At 61.3% G+C, this 17,911-nt stretch carries 17 protein-coding genes; 12 read left to right on the plus strand and 5 right to left on the minus strand.

Annotation, left to right across the window (positions count from 1 at the left end; translation table 11 throughout):
• Positions 1–5 precede the first annotated feature (5 nt).
• Positions 6–3,746: a hypothetical protein gene (locus PverR02_RS16425; RefSeq protein ID WP_079443894.1), complete on the minus strand. Its 3,741-nt coding sequence runs from the start codon at positions 3,744–3,746 to the stop codon at positions 6–8.
• 220 nt (positions 3,747–3,966) lie between these two features.
• Between PverR02_RS16425 and modA the strand changes: the two genes are divergently transcribed.
• From modA to PverR02_RS16445, 4 genes are all read left to right on the plus strand, one after another.
• Positions 3,967–4,734, plus strand: coding sequence for a molybdate ABC transporter substrate-binding protein (modA, locus tag PverR02_RS16430; RefSeq protein ID WP_046383545.1), 768 nt, complete (start codon positions 3,967–3,969; stop codon positions 4,732–4,734).
• Entirely contained in the window at positions 4,735–5,415 is a 681-nt protein-coding gene (gene modB / locus PverR02_RS16435) for a molybdate ABC transporter permease subunit (protein WP_017846319.1), read from the plus strand.
• Positions 5,415–6,500, plus strand: coding sequence for a molybdenum ABC transporter ATP-binding protein (gene modC / locus PverR02_RS16440; RefSeq protein WP_407691827.1), 1,086 nt, complete (start codon positions 5,415–5,417; stop codon positions 6,498–6,500). Before modB ends, modC begins: the two co-directional genes overlap by 1 nt.
• Before the next feature lie 283 nt (positions 6,501–6,783).
• Complete coding sequence (locus PverR02_RS16445; RefSeq protein WP_017846321.1) at positions 6,784–7,488, plus strand: YoaK family protein; 705 nt, start codon at positions 6,784–6,786, stop codon at positions 7,486–7,488.
• A gap of 143 nt (positions 7,489–7,631) precedes the next feature.
• On the opposite strand, the gene PverR02_RS16450 is transcribed toward PverR02_RS16445, so the two are convergent.
• Positions 7,632–7,985: a hypothetical protein gene (locus tag PverR02_RS16450; RefSeq protein WP_017846322.1), complete on the minus strand. Its 354-nt coding sequence runs from the start codon at positions 7,983–7,985 to the stop codon at positions 7,632–7,634.
• A 109-nt stretch (positions 7,986–8,094) separates the two neighbouring features.
• On the opposite strand from PverR02_RS16450, the gene PverR02_RS16455 reads away from it, so the two are divergent.
• Positions 8,095–8,352 (plus strand): hypothetical protein, encoded by a 258-nt coding sequence (locus PverR02_RS16455; RefSeq protein WP_017846323.1) that lies wholly within the window; start codon positions 8,095–8,097, stop codon positions 8,350–8,352.
• Positions 8,353–8,458: 106 nt separating this feature from the next.
• Here the strand turns inward: PverR02_RS16455 and PverR02_RS16460 are convergent, their stop codons facing one another.
• The 3 genes from PverR02_RS16460 to PverR02_RS16470 all read right to left on the minus strand — a co-directional run bounded on the left by PverR02_RS16460 (position 8,459) and on the right by PverR02_RS16470 (position 9,749).
• Positions 8,459–8,770 carry an AzlD domain-containing protein gene (locus PverR02_RS16460; RefSeq protein WP_046383547.1) on the minus strand — a complete coding sequence of 104 codons (312 nt, stop codon included), beginning with the start codon at positions 8,768–8,770 and terminating at the stop codon, positions 8,459–8,461.
• The gene (locus tag PverR02_RS16465) at positions 8,767–9,462 is read right to left on the minus strand and encodes an AzlC family ABC transporter permease (protein ID WP_079443895.1); all 696 of its coding nucleotides are present in this window, start codon (positions 9,460–9,462) and stop codon (positions 8,767–8,769) included. Before PverR02_RS16465 ends, PverR02_RS16460 begins: the two co-directional genes overlap by 4 nt.
• A 71-nt stretch (positions 9,463–9,533) precedes the next feature.
• Complete coding sequence (locus PverR02_RS16470) at positions 9,534–9,749, minus strand: hypothetical protein (protein WP_017846326.1); 216 nt, start codon at positions 9,747–9,749, stop codon at positions 9,534–9,536.
• 177 nt (positions 9,750–9,926) lie between these two features.
• Here PverR02_RS16470 and PverR02_RS16475 point away from each other — a divergent pair, with 177 nt between their 5' ends.
• From PverR02_RS16475 to mgtA, 7 genes are all read left to right on the plus strand, one after another.
• Positions 9,927–10,283: a metalloregulator ArsR/SmtB family transcription factor gene (locus tag PverR02_RS16475; RefSeq protein WP_046385300.1), complete on the plus strand. Its 357-nt coding sequence runs from the start codon at positions 9,927–9,929 to the stop codon at positions 10,281–10,283.
• Between the two features lie 19 nt (positions 10,284–10,302).
• Positions 10,303–11,586 carry an arsenic transporter gene (locus PverR02_RS16480; protein WP_079443896.1) on the plus strand — a complete coding sequence of 428 codons (1,284 nt, stop codon included), beginning with the start codon at positions 10,303–10,305 and terminating at the stop codon, positions 11,584–11,586.
• 13 nt (positions 11,587–11,599) lie between these two features.
• Positions 11,600–12,079, plus strand: coding sequence for an arsenate reductase ArsC (locus PverR02_RS16485; protein ID WP_046383550.1), 480 nt, complete (start codon positions 11,600–11,602; stop codon positions 12,077–12,079).
• Positions 12,080–12,081: 2 nt separating this feature from the next.
• Positions 12,082–12,768: an arsenical resistance protein ArsH gene (gene arsH, locus PverR02_RS16490; RefSeq protein ID WP_046383551.1), complete on the plus strand. Its 687-nt coding sequence runs from the start codon at positions 12,082–12,084 to the stop codon at positions 12,766–12,768.
• A gap of 50 nt (positions 12,769–12,818) precedes the next feature.
• Positions 12,819–13,610 (plus strand): AraC family transcriptional regulator, encoded by a 792-nt coding sequence (locus PverR02_RS16495; RefSeq protein ID WP_079443897.1) that lies wholly within the window; start codon positions 12,819–12,821, stop codon positions 13,608–13,610.
• A 74-nt stretch (positions 13,611–13,684) separates the two neighbouring features.
• On the plus strand, positions 13,685–14,296 hold the full coding sequence (locus tag PverR02_RS16500) for a LysE family transporter (protein WP_017846331.1): 612 nt from the start codon (positions 13,685–13,687) through the stop codon (positions 14,294–14,296).
• A gap of 847 nt (positions 14,297–15,143) precedes the next feature.
• Positions 15,144–17,858, plus strand: a complete 2,715-nt coding sequence (mgtA, locus tag PverR02_RS16510; RefSeq protein ID WP_079443899.1) for a magnesium-translocating P-type ATPase — start codon at positions 15,144–15,146, stop codon at positions 17,856–17,858.
• Positions 17,859–17,911 lie beyond the last annotated feature (53 nt).

Below are 17,911 nucleotides of genomic sequence, written 5' to 3' on the forward strand. Positions count from 1 at the left end.
GCACGTCAGATCAGTATCGGCTCTGCGGGTGGAAGGCCGCTGAGCCGACGTTCGTGCAGCGGCGTCAACACAGTAAACCGCTGTTGACGCAACGCACAGATGCCATATACGACTCGGGCAAAGTGTTCGTTGCTGTCGTCGTAGGGCTGGCTCGCCATGATCAGCGCGAAACAGCATTCGGCCTGGCGCTCCTGGGCCATCTTGCGGATCAATCCCAACCCTATCCCCAGCAACGCCCGGCTACTGGTCATGGTCAGTCGCTCATAACCGGAGCTGCGCTGGTGATGACACTCACGCTGCTGGCCCCGGGCGAGCTGTTCATACAGCGCGTCCAGTTCAGCGGCGGTGTATAAATCCACCGTCGCCTGCTCGCCTGACACATGAAGTTCCAGTTGTTGTTTAAATAACAGTCGCCACGCATCGTCGTCGATTCCGGCCCGCACCGCGACCCAGTCGACACAATCGACCAGCGCGTTTTGCGCGCTCGCGAGCGTGCTTGGCAAACCGGCCTGCAGGGCTTCGAGGTGGATCAATGCCTGGTTGACCAAGTCTGCCTCCTCAGCCATCACGCCCTCCATCAGTTCTCGATAGCCGCCCCGCGGTTCGTTACGCCATGCCTGAAGGAAGCCCAGCATCAAGGCCCGCAACTCACCGATCGCCTGCACGCCAATGGTGCGCCGCAATAGCCCTTCCGCCTCGTCGACCAGGCCGCTGAGGTTGCTGACTTGCGCCAGCAGTTCAGACTGATTGAAGGTCGCCGGTTCATTGAGCGATAGCGATGCATTGATCGGCAACTGGTGAAAGACCTGGGCCCAGACACGCTCCAACTGCTCGCGAACCCCGCAGACGAAATCCAGGGGAAACGACAGCACGCTGTAATCGCCGCCATTGACGAAGGGGCTCCAACTGATGCCCAGCGCAAACGCCCCGTCAACCTCCAGGCTTGCGTTGGCAAAATCCGGATAAAACTTGTAAATCACCAACGCGCCCTCCAAGGCCGGCAACCCGCGCACGCAGTCCTCCCAGCCTTTCAACGTACCGAAATAGCCGCGACCGTTCATTGAGGCATCGAGGTCGCCCAGGCTGAAATCGACCATCGCGGTGTCCGTCGCATCCCGAATCGACAACGCAAAATGCGTTTGCGGGCGCTGATCGCCGAGTTCGGAGAAAATCAGCACGCCGACGGCCTGTGTCTCCCAGCGTTGACTGCGCAAAAAGTCGGAACAGCTTTTCGCCTCGGCATAACCGCAGGTGGCGGTTGCCTGGAGGTAACCTTTGAGTTCGGCGCCTTTGCCCCGTTCGTCGAAGGATTTTTCCATGCGCTGGCGCAGGTCGATCAACCAGAATGGCGTGGAGACAAAAGTCTCGGACTCACTGGTCTGTTTCAACTTTATCGGGGCGTCGTAGTCTATGGGCGCATTCAGAATCGGCGCCACGGTCCGACCGCCGAGCGTCGACTGCTTGAGCAATATGCGCAACTTGGCATTGGCGCTGGGCAGGTCGGCCCCCAGGTCGACCATCGCCAATAGCACCCCCAGCTTGCACTCATGGATGTAGTGGGCGTAGTCCTCGGGACGATCGGTATTTTGCGCCAACGCATACGTAAGGCCGACATCACCGACATTGGCGATGAAGCGCGCCATGCCGGAAAGCAGCAGCGCGCCCAACCCGCTCAAGGGCCCGACGGCCGCCGTCACCAGGCCGGACACCGCACGGGCGACACTTTTGAACATCGCCAGTTTTACCCGGCGCCGCTCTTCGTCGGACGAAAACACTGCGTAGTCGACCTGCCCCTTGATATCCGCGATGGCCGCCAACTGCAATTGCGCGTTGATGTGCTGGGTATCACGAAAGGACACCGGCTCCGGGGCGAAACGCCGGTAATGGTAGCCATAGCGTTTTTTTTGCGGAAAAAAATCCTGAGGCACCAGGTTCATTTTCTGCGGGAAAGGGGAATGTTCCGCGACAAATCGCATCAACACCTCCGAGGGTTGCCCGGCGGTGGTGCTTGGTGCCCAGACCGCCCACTTGAGCTCGGTGAAGTTGAGGGATATCAGCAATGCCTTCTGTGAGTTGAATTTGAGCACAATCGCATTGGGCACCACCGCTTCGTTGAATAGCAGCAGTCGCGGTTTCAACTCGCCTTTCAAGTAGCGGAACGCACACCCTCGCAAGTCTTCGTCGGCTGCATCGACCTGCGCGAGGTAGCGTGCGACCCGCACCCTGGCGAGGGCGTCACAGGTTTCGCCGAACAGTTTCTGGTAGTCGTCGCTGGCGGCCAGCGCATCGATATCCGCCAGGACGTCAGCCAGCAACACGTCGCGCATCCCGGTCAATGTCGCGACTTGCGACGCTGGCAAGGCTTGCCCCTGCACATGCACGGCACTGAGTTTTTCCTGGAAGTACGCACGCCGTTGCGGCTCACCCAACAGCACTTGTTCAAAGGAAAAGTACTTGTAGCGTGGCGGCACGAATGCACTCACGCCAGGAGAATATGTGGGGTGGCCTATCAGGTATTTGAACTTGAATTGGCGTTCTTTTTTGAACAGTTGCTGGGTGTCTTGAGACAAACCGGACTTCTTCAGGCAGCGATCGATCAACGATTCGATATAGTCTTTGGCGATCTTGTTATTGCCCACGCTCTCCCTCAGCCCATCCCATTTTTGCCAGGCCTGGGTCGTGGTTGCCTCGGGCGTCGGGGGCGCGGTGGGGGCCTTCCAGCCGGTACGTTCGCGGGGCTGAATGCTGACCGCTATAAACAGCCGCGCGGCATCGCAGCGCACGAACCATTGATTGGGCCGCTCGCTCTGCAGCCGGATGCCGCCGTCTTCCTGCAAGACGCCGCAGTTGACCCAGGGGCAGCGGTAACTCATGTAGACGCTGAGATAGTAGTGCCAATCCGCAGCGGCGCGGCGCGAGGCCGGAACCTCTATGATGTAGCGCTCCTCATCGGCCTGATAAGGCATTGCGCTCAGAGTCACCTCGATCACTTCGTCGGCCTTCAGCGCTTGGTCGGCGAGGAGGACGGCACGGGGCGTCCAGCGCGGGAAAATGCTGAAATCGGCGTCGAGTACCGCCTCGCCGAACGGCTTGACCCACAGCGTGTTTTTGCCGGGCTCATCGGAATAACGAATGTGATCGCCGCTGCGTGCGCCAATACGCATCCCCGGCCAACCGGTGCCAATCGCCCTGGGCCATTGCCCGGCCCCCAGGGAAATCAGCGGGAGATCGAACCAGATATCCGCAAGCAGGCGCTTACTCGCCCCCCACACGGAAAACAGCACCACCTCGGTCTTGAGCAAAGGCCGTGTCGCGATCGCCAGGCCACGCTCTTCCCACTCGACACTCTGGGCCTGGCCTGACACTCGCAGGCTGTCGAGAAAGTATCGATGGGCCGTCAAGCGTTGGGCCAATGCCCCGTAAAACTTGGGAAACAGAACATTGACCTGCACGCTGTCAGTCGATTGGTTTTTTCCGACACTGGCGCGCCAGGTGAAGCGCTTGTCGAGGATTTTCCACAGGGGCATTTCCTGGCGCTCGACAATCAACGCAGGACTTCCCGGCTCGGCCCCCTCCTCCAGGATCGAAAACTCCACCGGTATCAACGATTGCGTGGTGATCAGCGCCTTGGCCTGCGGTTCCAGTGCCGAAGCGCTGAGTACGCGGTCCAGCCAGGCTTTCACGGCGGCCTCGCTGGTAAGGTTGTTCGGTGCACCGACGTTGATATAGGCATATTCCCTTTGCATGGCACTTGCTCCTTTGCCGGCTAAAGGAGCTGCACTATCAACGGGTTCCCGTGCATTGGCTGTCAGGAGGCGGGCCGTTGCCGCCGGGAAATGTCAGCGCGGGGCCGGCGGATTCCCCTTGCCATTTTTTCGCTATATACCTATACATACACCGCTTGACCGCCCCCCTGGTCCGGCAGCGCTCAATATTGGCTTTTTTCCTTCTCTTACGGAGCTATCCATGACCTTCAGCCTCCCACGCTTGATTCGCCCCGGCCTGGCGGCCGTCATTGCGCTTGTCACCGCCGCTGCGGTCCACGCCGATGAAGTCCAGGTGGCCGTCGCCGCCAACTTCACCGCACCGATCCAGGCGATTGCCGCCGATTTCGAGAAGGACACCGGTCACAAGCTGATCGCCGCCTACGGTGCCACCGGGCAGTTCTATACCCAGATCAAGAACGGCGCGCCGTTCGAAGTGTTCCTCAGCGCCGACGACACCACCCCGCAAAAACTCGAAACCGAAGGCGATACCGTCAAGGGTTCGCGCTTTACCTACGCGGTCGGCACCCTGGCGCTGTGGTCGGCGAAGGAAGGTTATGTCGATGCCAAGGGCGATGTGCTCAAGCAGAACGCGTTCAAGCACCTGTCCATCGCCAACCCGAAAGCCGCGCCCTACGGGCTGGCCGCCACCCAAGTGCTGGCCAAGGAAGGCTTGACCGAGAAGCTCAAGGACAAGCTCGTCGAGGGCCAGAACATCACCCAGGCCTATCAGTTTGTCTCCACCGGCAATGCCGAGTTGGGGTTTGTGGCCTTGTCGCAGATCTACAAAGACGGCAAAGTCACCAGCGGTTCGGCGTGGATCGTCCCGGCGTCCATGCATGACCCGATCAAACAGGATGCGGTGATCCTCAACAAGGGCAAAGACAGCGCCGCTGCCAAGGCGCTGGTCGAGTACCTGAAAGGGCCGAAAGCCGCTGCCGTTATCAAGTCCTACGGTTACGAGCTCTAAATGCCGCTATCGAGTGCCGATTTTTCCGCAATCTGGTTGACCATCAAACTGGCGTCACTGACCACGGTGATCCTGCTGGTCATCGGCACTCCGATTGCCCTGTGGCTGTCGCGCACGCGCTCCTGGTGGCGCGGGCCTATCGGCGCGGTGGTCGCCCTGCCGCTGGTGCTGCCGCCCACGGTCATCGGCTTCTACCTGCTGCTGACGATGGGGCCGCACGGTTACTTCGGCCAGTTCACCCAATGGCTGGGCCTGGGCACCCTGACCTTCAGTTTCGCCGGGCTGGTGATCGGCTCGGTGATCTATTCCATGCCGTTCGTGGTGCAGCCGTTGCAAAACGCCTTCTCCGCCATCGGCACACGCCCCTTGGAAGTGGCCGCGACCTTGCGCGCCAACCCCTGGGACACGTTCTTCAGCGTGATCCTGCCCCTCGCCCGCCCGGGGTTTATCACCGCGTCGATTCTCGGCTTTGCGCATACCGTCGGCGAGTTCGGGGTGGTGCTGATGATCGGCGGCAATATCCCGGACAAGACCCGGGTCGTCTCGGTGCAGATCTACGACCACGTCGAAGCCATGGAATACGCCCAGGCGCACTGGCTGGCCGGCGCCATGGTGGTGTTCGCGTTCCTCGTGTTGCTGGCGCTCTACTCCAGCCGTAAAACCAAGATGGGCTGGAGCTGATGCCGATGATCGATGTACGCCTGCACCTCACGTATTCCGCCTTTGCCCTGAAAGTGGACCTGCAACTGCCCGGTCGCGGCGTCACCGCGCTGTATGGGCATTCCGGCTCCGGCAAGACCACCTGCCTGCGCTGCATTGCCGGGCTGGAACGTGCCGAGGACGGTTTTGTCCAGGTCAACGACGAAGTCTGGCAAGACAGCCGCAACGGGCTGTTCGTACCGCCGCATAAACGTGCGCTGGGCTATGTGTTCCAGGAAGCGAGCCTGTTCCCCCATCTGTCGGTGCGCGCCAATCTGGAATTCGGCCTCAAGCGCATCCCGCGTGCGCAACGTCGCGTCGACATGGCCCAGGCCACCGAACTGTTGGGCATCGGCCACTTGCTTGAGCGGCATCCGCAGCACTTGTCCGGCGGCGAGCGCCAGCGCATCGGTATCGCCCGCGCGCTACTGACCAGCCCGCGCCTGTTATTGATGGACGAACCGCTGGCGGCACTCGACAGCCAACGCAAAGGTGAAATCCTGCCTTACCTGGAACGCCTGCACGACGAACTGGACATTCCGGTGCTCTACGTCAGCCACGCCCAGGACGAGGTGGCGCGCCTGGCCGATCACATCGTGTTGTTGCGCGACGGCCAGGCCCTGGCCAGCGGCCCCATCGGTGAAACCCTGGCGCGGCTGGATTTGCCCTTGGCCTTGGGCGACGACGCCGGTGTGGTGATCAACGGCACGGTAAGCGCTTACGACGCGCACTATCAATTGCTGACCCTGCAACTGCCCGGCAGTGCCTTGCAGATGCGCGTCGCCCATACGCCGCTGGCCTTGGGCAAAGCCCTACGGGTCAAGGTGCAGGCGCGGGACGTGAGCCTCAACTTACAGGCCGAAGCCCACAGCAGCATCCTCAACCGCCTGCCGGTGACGGTCACCCAGGAGATTGCGGCGGACAACAGCGCCCATGTGCTGGTGCGCCTGGATGCCGGCGGCACGCCGTTGCTGGCACGGATCACACGCTTCTCCCGCGACCAGTTGCAACTGCACCCCGGCCAGACGCTATGGGCGCAGATCAAGGCGGTGGCGGTGCTGGCGTAGCCGCGAAATCTTGTGGCCGCAGCGTCTTGCGTTGCAGTCAATCAGACAGACCGGCCTGATCTGTTTGTAACCTGCCGTCCGCCGACCTGCCCCGCGACCTGCAAGGACATTACCTACGCAATGGGAGTGTCACACCTCGAGTTTTTTACAGGCGATCGAGTCCTCTCATACTTTGGTCTGGCATGACGCTGGCTGGAGGCTGGAAGCTGCCTGAGGTCATTGCGCCAGACATCAAAGCGCCTTACGGTAGTGGCCGCATAATCTCACCGAGGAACCCAGCCCGATGCTGCCTTCGTCCCAAAAGCCCTACGCCAACGTCGTACTCGCCCGTCAACAGCAATGGCGGGGTCGTGTCGGCATGATGCTGGTGGCCAGCCTGTCTGTGCTGGCGGGCATGACCGATGCCATTGGTTTCATGGCCAGCGGCGACTTTGTCTCATTCATGAGCGGCAACACCACGCGCCTGGCGGTAGCAATCAGCGAAGGTGACCTGGGCCTGACCGGGCGCCTGCTGTTGCTGGTCGCGACCTTCGTGGTCGGCAACGCCTTGGGTATCGTGGTCAGCCGCATGAGCGGCCGTCACGCCCTGCCCCTGCTGCTGTGCATCGCGGCGCTGCTCTGCGGCGGCGCGCTGTGGCCGTTCGCCGATATGCTGCCCGCCTTGCTCGCGGCAATTGTGGCGATGGGCATGCTCAATGCCGCGGTCGAAGAGGTCAACGGCTTGCCGGTGGGGCTTACCTATGTCACCGGCGCGCTGTCACGCTTTGGTCGTGGGTTGGGACGCTGGCTGCTGGGGGAGCGCCGCAACGGGTGGCGCGTGCAGTTGGTCCCCTGGACGGGGATGTTCATCGGGGCGGTGATCGGGGCGTTGCTCGAGCACCGCATGGGCTTGGGTGCGCTGCTGGTCAGCGGGGCGCTGGCTGCGGTTTTGGGTCTGGTGTCACTGAAGATCCCCCGGCGCTGGCACTTGGGTTATATGCCGCGCTGATGACCTGGGAGGCTCGCCCGACGTGACGGCCTCGACATCCGTGTACTGGTAAAGAGCTATTACGTCGAGCGAGCGGGGGAATCATAGGACAATGCCCTGCGACTGTCCCGCAGGGCATTTCCTAAAAGCACTACGGCAACAGATTACAGACAAGTCGCAAGTGCGGCCAAACGGCGCTTGGCGACCATGGAGTCTTCAGCGGTGTAGTAATCGACAGAGGAACCGGCCCCTGCGCTGCGCACGTCGGCAAAGTAATCGCCGCCGGTGGTGTACACCGTGAAACCGCCCGCCCCGATCGGCTCCTTGAAGCCGCCGGCGTCGACACCAAACACCGCCTCGTCCTGCCAGCCGAACTGGATACATTGGGCAACCACCAGCGCAGCCTTGTCCGACGCCAAGGTCTTGTAGGGCGTGCCGGTGCGTGCCGCGTTCATTTTCGAGCCCGCGCAGCCGGCCAGTGCTGCCAGTACCAATGCGCCAATTACCAGTTTCCGCATGCCATCGCTCCTTGGAAAAAAACGCGACTCTACCATTAGCAGGCGACACTCACGGATTATTACGTCACCCTGTCGCCTACTTGCGAGTTCGCTTCTACCTGGAAAACCGATGACACCCAATGCCGAACGCTACAACCCATCCACCGACTATGCCGACAAGCTGATCAGCCGCATCGGCCAGACGCCCACGTGGATCGCCAAGCGCATTGGCGTGACGGACAAGCGCATTCGCTACATTCTCGACGGCGAGCGCACGGTGAAAGGCGAAAGTACGCCGATCCAGATGACCTACACCGAGCAGTTCGCGCTGGAGTGCCTGGCGGCCGAGGCCAAGGCGAAAAAGAAGGCGACGCCGCCCACCGAATGAATTTAGTTTCACTGTGACAGGAGAACGCGCCACCGATAATGGCCGGGCTCATTTTTAGAAGTCTCCTTCAGCCCGCCCTCCCGCGGGCTTTTTTTCGCCGGTGTGTTTAGAACCACCAGCGAAACAGGTAGAACAACGCCATGCTCAACAGCACGGTGAGCAGCACATTGCGCGTCCAGACCATCAGCGCCACCGCGCAGATCCCGGCCAGCAGGTAGGGGTTGGCCGGGCTCAGGTTGAGCCGGTGGTCGGCAAAGAAAATGATCGGCCCGCAAATCGCCGTGAGCATGCCCGGTACCGCGAACCCGAGAAACTCCCGCGCACCGCGGGTGAGCCGCACGGGCAGGCGCGGTTCGATAAACAGGTAGCGGTTAAAAAATACGATCAAGCCCATTGCAACAATCATCACAAAAATCATGCCTGCCCGACTCCCAGTCGTTTGCAGGCATACCCTGCACTCATGCCCAACACACCCGATACCACCACGGCCGACTCCCACTGCAGGAAGCTCAAGCAGACCGAGCACAACAGCGCCACCGCCACGCACACCACGGTGGGCACATCGCGCACCACGGGCGTGATCAACGCGATAAAGGTCGCGACAATCGAGAACTCCAGGCCCAGGTGTTCGAGCCCTGGAATGCTCTTGCCCAGGACAATGCCGGCGAGGGTGAACAGGTTCCAGGCGATATAGAACGTCAGGCCAACACCCAGCGCGTACCAGCGATTGAAGGTTTCGCGGTCGTACTGGCTGACCAGGGCGAAGAACTCATCGGTCATCAGGAAACCCAGGCTCATGCGCCAGCGCGGTTTGAGCACGGACAATGTGGGGCGCAGGTGCATGCCGTACAGCAGATGTTGTGAGGTCAGCAGCAAAGTCGTGAGCAAGATGGAGATCAGGCTGGCGCCGCTCTTGACCATGCCGATGGCCACCAGTTGCGCGGCACCGGCAAACACGATGGCGGAAAGCCCCTGGGCTTCGAGCGGGGAAAAGTGCGCTTCGATGGCCATTGAGCCAGCCAGCAAGCCCCAGGGCGCGCACGCCAGGGACAACGGAATGACAGCAATCGCGCCACGGGCGAAGGCGTAGTGAGGTAAAGCAGTAGGCATGGGAACCGCTCATCGACAGACAGTCGACAAGCATGCCAGCGCAATATGCAGGTTGTCTTGAACGATCTTGCTCAGGCGAGCCTTACCGACACCAGTTCCACCGAGTCCCGCGCTTCGCGCAGTTCATAGGCGTCCTGGTTGAGACGGTGGATGGTATTGAGCAAGCGCTGGCGCAGCACTTCATCGCCGAGTTTTTCGACGGCACGCATCAGATCGAACGCCGCGGTTTCGTTATTTTCCGCGACGGAATCGAGGGTCTTGCGCAGATTGCGAGTGGCACGGGTCACGCGTGGTATTCCTTCATCAGCTATGGGCAGGCACTTTAGGACATTTGTGTTTCATTTTAATTTCAATCACTTGTGGCGTGTTTCCAGACATTTGATCCATATCAATTGAAACAGGATTTGACTGAAACATATGGAAATACGTATATTCGGATATACCTATACGAGCAGGCCTTGACCGTGTCAGTCCCTTTCTCACCTCCAACCCTATTCAAATGCCTGGCCGATGCCACTCGCGTGCGAATGACCTTGCTGATCCTGCGCGAAGGCGAACTTTGCGTGTGCGAACTGATCCATGCACTTGACGACAGCCAGCCGAAAATCTCCCGCCACCTCGCGCAACTGCGCAACAGCGGGTTGCTGCTGGATCGTCGCCAAGGGCAATGGATCTACTACCGCATCAATCCGGCACTGCCCGACTGGGTGACTCACGTGCTGGACACCACCCTGCAAGCCAACCAGCCATGGTTGCAAAACGACGCGCTGCGTCTTGATGCAATGGGCGACAGACCACAACGAGCCAGCACCTGCTGTTGAGCCACCGGAGCGTTTATTCATGCTTGTCGCAATTGCGATTTTTATCTTCACCATCATCCTGGTCATCTGGCAGCCCAAAGGCCTGGGTGTCGGCTGGAGCGCGACCATGGGCGCGATCCTCGCACTGGCCTGCGGCGTGATCAGCCTGGCGGACATCCCGGTGGTGTGGCACATCATCTGGAATGCCACCGGCACCTTTGTCGCGCTGATCGTCATCAGCCTGTTGCTGGACGAGGCCGGGTTCTTTGCCTGGGCTGCGCTGCATGTGGCCCGTTGGGGCCGTGGTCGCGGCCGGCGGTTGTTTGCCTACATGGTGCTGCTGGGCGCGTTGGTGTCGGCGCTGTTTGCCAATGACGGCGCGGCACTGATCCTCACGCCGATTGTGATGTCGATGCTGCTGGCGTTGCGTTTTTCTCCGGCGGCGACCCTGGCGTTCGTCATGGGCGCCGGGTTTATCGCCGACACGGCGAGCCTGCCGCTGGTGGTGTCGAACCTGGTGAACATTGTCTCGGCGGACTATTTCAAGATCGGCTTCAATGAATACGCAGCGGTGATGGTGCCGGTGAACCTGGTCAGCGTCGCCGCCACCCTGGCGGTGCTGTTGTGGTTTTTCCGCCGCGATATTCCGCAGACCTACGACCCGGCCGACCTGGCGGACCCGGCCAGCGCCATTCACGACCACGCGACTTTTCGCGCCGGCTGGTGGGTGCTGGGTATCCTGCTGATCGGCTGCTTTGCCCTGGAACCGTTGGGGATTCCCATCAGCGCGATCTCTGCGGTGTGCGCGGTGTTGCTGCTGGTGATCGCCGCCAAAGGCCACAAGATTTCCACGCGCAAAGTGCTCAAGGAAGCGCCCTGGCAGATCGTGATCTTTTCCCTGGGCATGTACCTGGTGGTCTACGGGCTGCGCAACGCCGGGCTGACCACTTACCTGGCGACCTGGCTCGACACCTTCGCCACCTATGGCGTATGGGGCGCGGCGATGGGCACCGGGGTGCTGACGGCATTGTTGTCCTCGGCAATGAACAACCTGCCGACCGTGTTGATCGGTGCGCTGTCCATCGAATCCAGCCATGCCGCGGGCGTGGTCAAGGACGCGATGATCTACGCCAACGTGATCGGCAGCGACCTCGGCCCGAAAATCACCCCCATCGGCAGCCTGGCCACCCTGCTGTGGCTGCATATCCTGGCGCGCAAAGGCATCACCATCACCTGGGGTTACTACTTCAAGGTCGGCATCGTCCTGACCTTGCCGGTGTTGCTGGTCACTCTCGCCGCCCTCGCCTTGCGTCTTAGCCTCTGAAGGACATACGCCAATGAAAGTCTTGTTCATGTGTACCGCCAACAGCTGCCGGAGCATTTTGTCCGAAGCGATGTTCAACCACCTGGCGCCAGAAGGGTTTGAGGCGGTCAGCTCCGGCAGCTTCCCCAAGGGTCAGGTGCTGCCCCGCAGCCTGAGCACCTTGCAGGCGGCGGGCATCCGCACACAGGGCTTGTACAGCAAGGGCAACGACGCCTTTGAAGGCAGCCCGCCGGATGTGGTGATCACGGTGTGCGACAAGGCCGCCGGTGAAGCCTGCCCAGTGTATTTCGGCCCGGCGCTGAAGGCGCACTGGGGGTTGGCAGACCCTTCGGATGTCGACGGCGACGAGGCGAGCATCCAAGCCGCATTCGACGCCACGCTGCGCACCATCGCCACACGCTGCCGGGCGTTTTTCGCGCTGCCCTTTGCCGACCTCAACCCTGGCGAACTGAAAGCCGAACTCGAGCGCATTGCGCTGTTGCAGGCGGAGTAACCATGAGTACCCTGCCCAATCTGGACGCGTCGTTAATCACCTCCGGCCCGCTCGATTCGAGTCGGCCGCCGCGCATTCTGCTGCTCTACGGCTCAACCCGCGAACGCTCGTTCAGCCGCCTGCTGGTGGAAGAGGCCGCGCGCCTCTTGCAGCACTTCGGCGCACAAACGCGCATTTTCGACCCGAGCGGCTTGCCATTACCCGATGATGCCCCGCGTGAGCATCCGAAGGTGCAGGAGCTGTTGGAACTGATGCAATGGTCGGAAGGCCAGGTCTGGTGTTCCCCTGAACGACACGGTTCGATGTCGGCGGTGTTCAAAGCGCAAATCGACTGGGTGCCGTTGTCCTTGGGCGCGGTCCGCCCGACCCAGGGCAAAACCCTGGCGGTGATGCAAGTGTGCGGCGGTTCCCAGTCCTTCAACACGGTCAACCAACTGCGCGTACTCGGGCGTTGGATGCGTATGTTCACCATCCCCAATCAATCCTCGGTGCCCAAGGCGTTCATGGAGTTCGATGATCAGGACCGCATGAAACCCTCGGCGCTCTATGATCGCGTTGTCGACGTGATGGAGGAACTGGTGAAGTTCACCGTGCTGCTGCGTGATCGTCCGGATTTGGTCGACCGCTACTCGGAGCGCAGGGAAAGCGCCGAAGAACTGTCGCAACGGGTCAATCAACGGTCGATCTGAGCCTGGCTGACGGCGTATGCTCACGTCCATCCCATGACTGAGCCGACCCCATGAGCACCCTGCAACACGCCTGGCTGGGCGACTACGAAATCAACAGCGTCCACTGCTCCGGCCTGACCTTTGCCCGCCACAGCCACGACGAATGCGTGATCGGCGTGAACCTGGTGGGCGAAGAAAACGTGTGGCTGGACCGCCGCGAATTCGTGGCTGGGCCAGGCGCCATCACCTTGTACAACCCCGGGCAGATTCAGGGCGGCGGTGCGGCGGAAGGCGCGCCGTGGCAGTTTGTCAGCCTGTACGTCAGCGCCGAGCAATTGGCCGCCGACCTGGGGTTGGCGCATGTCGAATTCGATCGATCGTTGTGTTTCCAGCCGGATCTGGCGCTGCGCCTGGCGGTTGTGGCAAAAGGCGCATCTAGCGGCGACGTTCTGGTCCGCGAGCTGAACGAAGACGCCCTGGTTGTGCTGCTGGGAGAAGTGGTCGGCCTCAGCGGCGTGCGCTTGCCCGGCAACGCGGCAGCCGGCAAAAGCCTGATCGGCCGCGCCCAGGAATTGCTCGCCGCACAGTTGCATCAATCGCTGCCCCTGGACCACCTCGGCGAGGCGCTGGGGTTGTCCAAGTTCCACCTGCTGCGCACCTTTCAAAAAGAGACCGGGCTCAGCCCTCGCCAATGGGCCATGCAATTGCGCACGCGCCGCGCCAAAGGCCTGTTGCGTAATGGGATGGCGGCCGGCGAGGTCGCCCATCAGCTCGGTTTTGCCGACCAGAGCCACCTCAACCGGCATTTCCGCGCCGCCTATGGCCTCACGCCTGGCCGCTATCAGAGTGTGGCGAAACGCTGAACAGCACAATCTGGTCCAAGACAACGCGTGCGTGCGCCAGCACACTGCCCGCCATCACTTGATGGAGCATAGGGATGCTGGCGATCTTCTTTTACGCACTGGTATTCGGTTTTGTGTTTTGCCTGTCCCCCGGCGCTGTGCTGGCGGAGACCTTGCGCCGTGGTTTGCAACACGGTTTCACCCCGGCGTTGTTGGTGCAGGTCGGTTCGCTGGTCGGCGATGCGGTGTGGGCCGTGATCGGCCTGACCGGCATCGCGCTGTTGATCCAGCATGACGCCGTGCGCGTGCCGCTGACCCTCCTCTGCGCGCTCTACCTCGCATGGCTCGGCGTGCGCAGCCTGCTCGACGCCTGGCGTTTGCCCGCAGCCGACAGCGCACCAGCCGGCTCCGGCACGAATGCGCTGGCGGTGGGCGCAGCCATTTCGCTGGCCAACCCGAAGAACATTGTGTACTGGGGGGCGCTGGGCAGTGCGTTGTCGGGCATCGTCGGGGCTACGCCCAGCCACACGCAGACGCTGATGTTTTTCGGCGGTTTCATGCTGGCCTCGGTGCTGTCGTGTTTTCTGACGGCCGCACTGGTCAATCTGCTGCGCAAGAACGCCTCGCCGACCTGGCAACGCATCAGTTACGCGGCGTGCGGTGTAGTCTTGATCTATCTCGCCGTTCTCGCCGCGCAAGGCATATGAAGTTATATATGCCCGGTAACTTGTGAATATGTTTTATCTGAATAGACTCTGAACACTTGGCAATTTAATTAATCATGCGTTGACATTCCGCAACTGGCTGAGTAGATTGCCCCTGCCCGCAACTGGGGCCTTTTTTAAACCTCACAAAAGAAGCCAATGGACACAGTATCTAGTCGCTGTCCGAGCACCGCGTTGGCGGGCATCGGGCGCCCAACCCAGAAGATGACAGGACTTGCCTCTCCGGTCCGGTAAGCTGCGCTAGAGCTTGTGCTCCACCGTAACTGCCTCGCCGGTCGCCCGTCCGGTCCCGAGGTGTGTTATGACCTTCCAAACCTTTGTTGTAAAAGATGTACGAACGCTGGCCGCGACCCTGCGGGCCAAGCTGTGCCGAGCGCCCGCAGGCGTTTGTGTTGCCCGCCCGGCCTTTGCCGTACCCTCCCCTCGAATGCGCCCGGCCCATCCGCTGGCGCGCTGGCGTGCCTGCCCGACGACTGGCCGACTGCAGCAGCATTGGGCTCACGCCGCCCCTCAAGACCCACAGAGACGTAACGTTTCCAACCTGGCTGAAGCCCGCCTGATGCCCGCTCTTTACCTGGGCACTCGCGCCGCTTAACCGCTTGGAAACAGCAACTTTCTGATCAATACCCTGGAGTTCTTTTATGAACCTTTCCAGTAGTAGCCCGCTGCGCGCGCAGTAACTAACGCGCACTTAGCGGGCCCATTGAAAGTTATTCAACACCTTATTTGAACCGATCGCGAAGTCCGCGGCTCGGCATGCTTTCGCTCGCCTGTCATCAGGTCAGTACCGGGTATGTTTTGTCGAGAACTGGCGACAGGAGTACACACCATGAGCGCCGTAAAAAAACCGCCACAGCCCAACAAAAACCGCACCGACGCCGACGCTCGGCTATCAATGCGGGCCGCCCGCGAAGCCCATAACGGCCTGTCGGCCACCCTGGCCAATGTGCGAGCCACTCTGGATGGCCTGACCGAGTTGGATGCCACTGCACGCCTGCAACAGCAAGGCCATAACGAAGTCGCCCATGACAAGCCGCCTCACGCATTCATCCAGTTCCTGCAGGCGCTGAACAATCCGTTTATCTATGTGCTGCTGACGCTGGGCGCGATCAGCTTCGTCACCGATTACTGGTTGCCGTTGCAGGCCGGTGAAGAAGTCGACCTGACCAAAGTCATCATCATCATGACCATGGTCCTGCTCAGCAGCCTGCTGCGGTTCTGGCAGGAGCACCGTTCGGCCAAATCCGCCGAAACGCTCAAAGCCATGGTCCGCACCACCGCCACCGTACTACGCCGCGAACAGGTCGGCGCCCAGCCAACCCTGCGCGAAGTGCCGATGCGCGAACTGGTGGCCGGCGATATCGTGCAGCTATCGGCCGGCGACATGATCCCGGCCGACATCCGCCTGATCGAATCGCGTGACCTGTTCATCAGCCAGGCGGTGCTGACCGGCGAAGCCTTGCCCGTGGAAAAATACGACACGCTGGGGGACGTGACGCAAAAGTCCGCCAGTACCCTTGCCGCCGACCAGGGCAACTTGCTCGACCTGCCGAACATCTGCTTCATGGGCACCAACGTGGTCAGCGGCCGCGCCAAAGCCGTGGTGGTGGCCACCGGACCGCGCACCTACTTCGGCTCGCTGGCCAAGGCGATTGTCGGCTCCCGGGCGCAGACCGCGTTTGATCGCGGCGTGAACAGCGTCAGCTGGCTGCTGATCCGCTTCATGCTGGTGATGGTGCCGATCGTGTTCTTCCTCAACGGCTTCTCCAAGGGTGACTGGGGCGATGCCTTCCTGTTTGCCCTGGCGGTCGCCGTCGGCCTGACCCCGGAAATGCTGCCGATGATTGTCAGCGCCAACCTGGCCAAGGGCGCCACCGCCATGGCCAAGCGCAAAGTGGTGGTCAAGCGCCTCAACGCGATCCAGAACTTCGGCTCGATGGACGTGCTGTGTACCGACAAGACCGGCACCCTGACCCAGGACAAGATCATCCTCGAGCACCACGTCAACGCCTTTGGCCAGCGTGACGACGCGGTGCTGTCGCTGGCCTGGCTCAACAGCTATCACCAAAGCGGCATGAAGAATCTGATGGACCAGGCCGTGGTGCAGTTCTCGGCACAAAACCCCAAGTTCCAGGCGCCGTTTGCCTACAGCAAGGTCGATGAATTGCCGTTCGACTTTGTACGCCGTCGCCTGTCGATTGTGGTCAAGGACGCCGCCGGCGACCATCTGCTGGTGTGCAAGGGTGCCGTGGAAGAGATGCTGAGCATTGCCACCCACGTGATCGAAGCCGGCGCCGCGGTGCCGCTGGATCAGCGGCGTCGCGAGGCGTTGCTGGCGATTGCCAATGACTACAACGAAGACGGCTTTCGCGTGTTGGTGGTGGCCACCCGCAATATCCCGAACGCGTTGGCGCGCCGGCAGTACACCACCGCCGATGAGCGCAACCTGGTGATCCAGGGGTTCCTGACCTTCCTTGATCCACCGAAGGAAACCGCAGGCCCGGCGATTGCGGCGCTGCAACAGATCGGCGTAGCGGTAAAAGTGCTGACCGGCGACAACGCCGTGGTCACCAGCAAGATCTGCCGCCAGGTCGGCCTCGACCCAGGCCAGCCGCTGCTCGGCGTGGACATCGAAGCAATGGACGATGCAACCCTGCAGCGCCGCGTGGAAGAGCGCACGGTGTTCGCCAAGCTGACACCGCTGCAGAAGTCGCGGGTGCTCAAGGCCCTGCAAGCCAACGGCCACACTGTCGGTTTCCTCGGTGACGGTATCAACGATGCGCCGGCGCTGCGCGATGCCGACGTGGGGATCTCGGTGGACAGCGGCACCGACATCGCCAAGGAATCGGCCGACATCATCCTGCTGGAAAAGAGCCTGATGGTGCTGGAAGAAGGCGTGCTCAAGGGCCGCGAAACCTTCGGCAATATCATGAAGTACCTGAACATGACCGCCAGCTCCAACTTCGGCAACGTGTTCTCGGTGCTGGTGGCCAGTGCGTTCATTCCGTTCATGCCGATGCTGGCGATCCACCTGCTGCTGCAGAACCTGATGTACGACATCTCCCAACTGGCCTTGCCGTGGGACAAGATGGACAAGGAATACCTGGCCAAGCCACGCAAGTGGGACGCGAAGAACATCGGCCGCTTCATGCTGTGGATCGGGCCAACCTCGTCGATCTTCGACATCACCACCTTTGCGCTGATGTGGTACGTGTTCGCCGCCAACAGCGTGGAGATGCAGACCCTGTTCCAGTCCGGCTGGTTCATCGAGGGCCTGCTCTCGCAAACCCTGGTGGTGCATATGCTGCGCACCCGCAAGATCCCGTTCTTCCAGAGCACCGCGGCATGGCCGGTGTTGCTGATGACCGGTGTGGTGATCGCCCTGGGGATCTATGTGCCGTTCTCGCCGCTCGGCACCCTGGTGGGTCTGCAACCGCTGCCGCTGGCGTACTTCCCATGGCTGGCAGGCACCTTGCTCAGCTACTGCTGCGTGGCTCAACTGATGAAGACGATCTACATCCGCCGCTTCAAGCAGTGGTACTGATCACTCCCGCCGTTCAGACGGTGGCGGTCGCTCGGCTGCCACCGTGCATTACA

The sequence above is a fragment of the Pseudomonas veronii genome, from assembly GCF_002028325.1.
In the GTDB taxonomy this organism is placed as follows: domain Bacteria; phylum Pseudomonadota; class Gammaproteobacteria; order Pseudomonadales; family Pseudomonadaceae; genus Aquipseudomonas; species Aquipseudomonas veronii.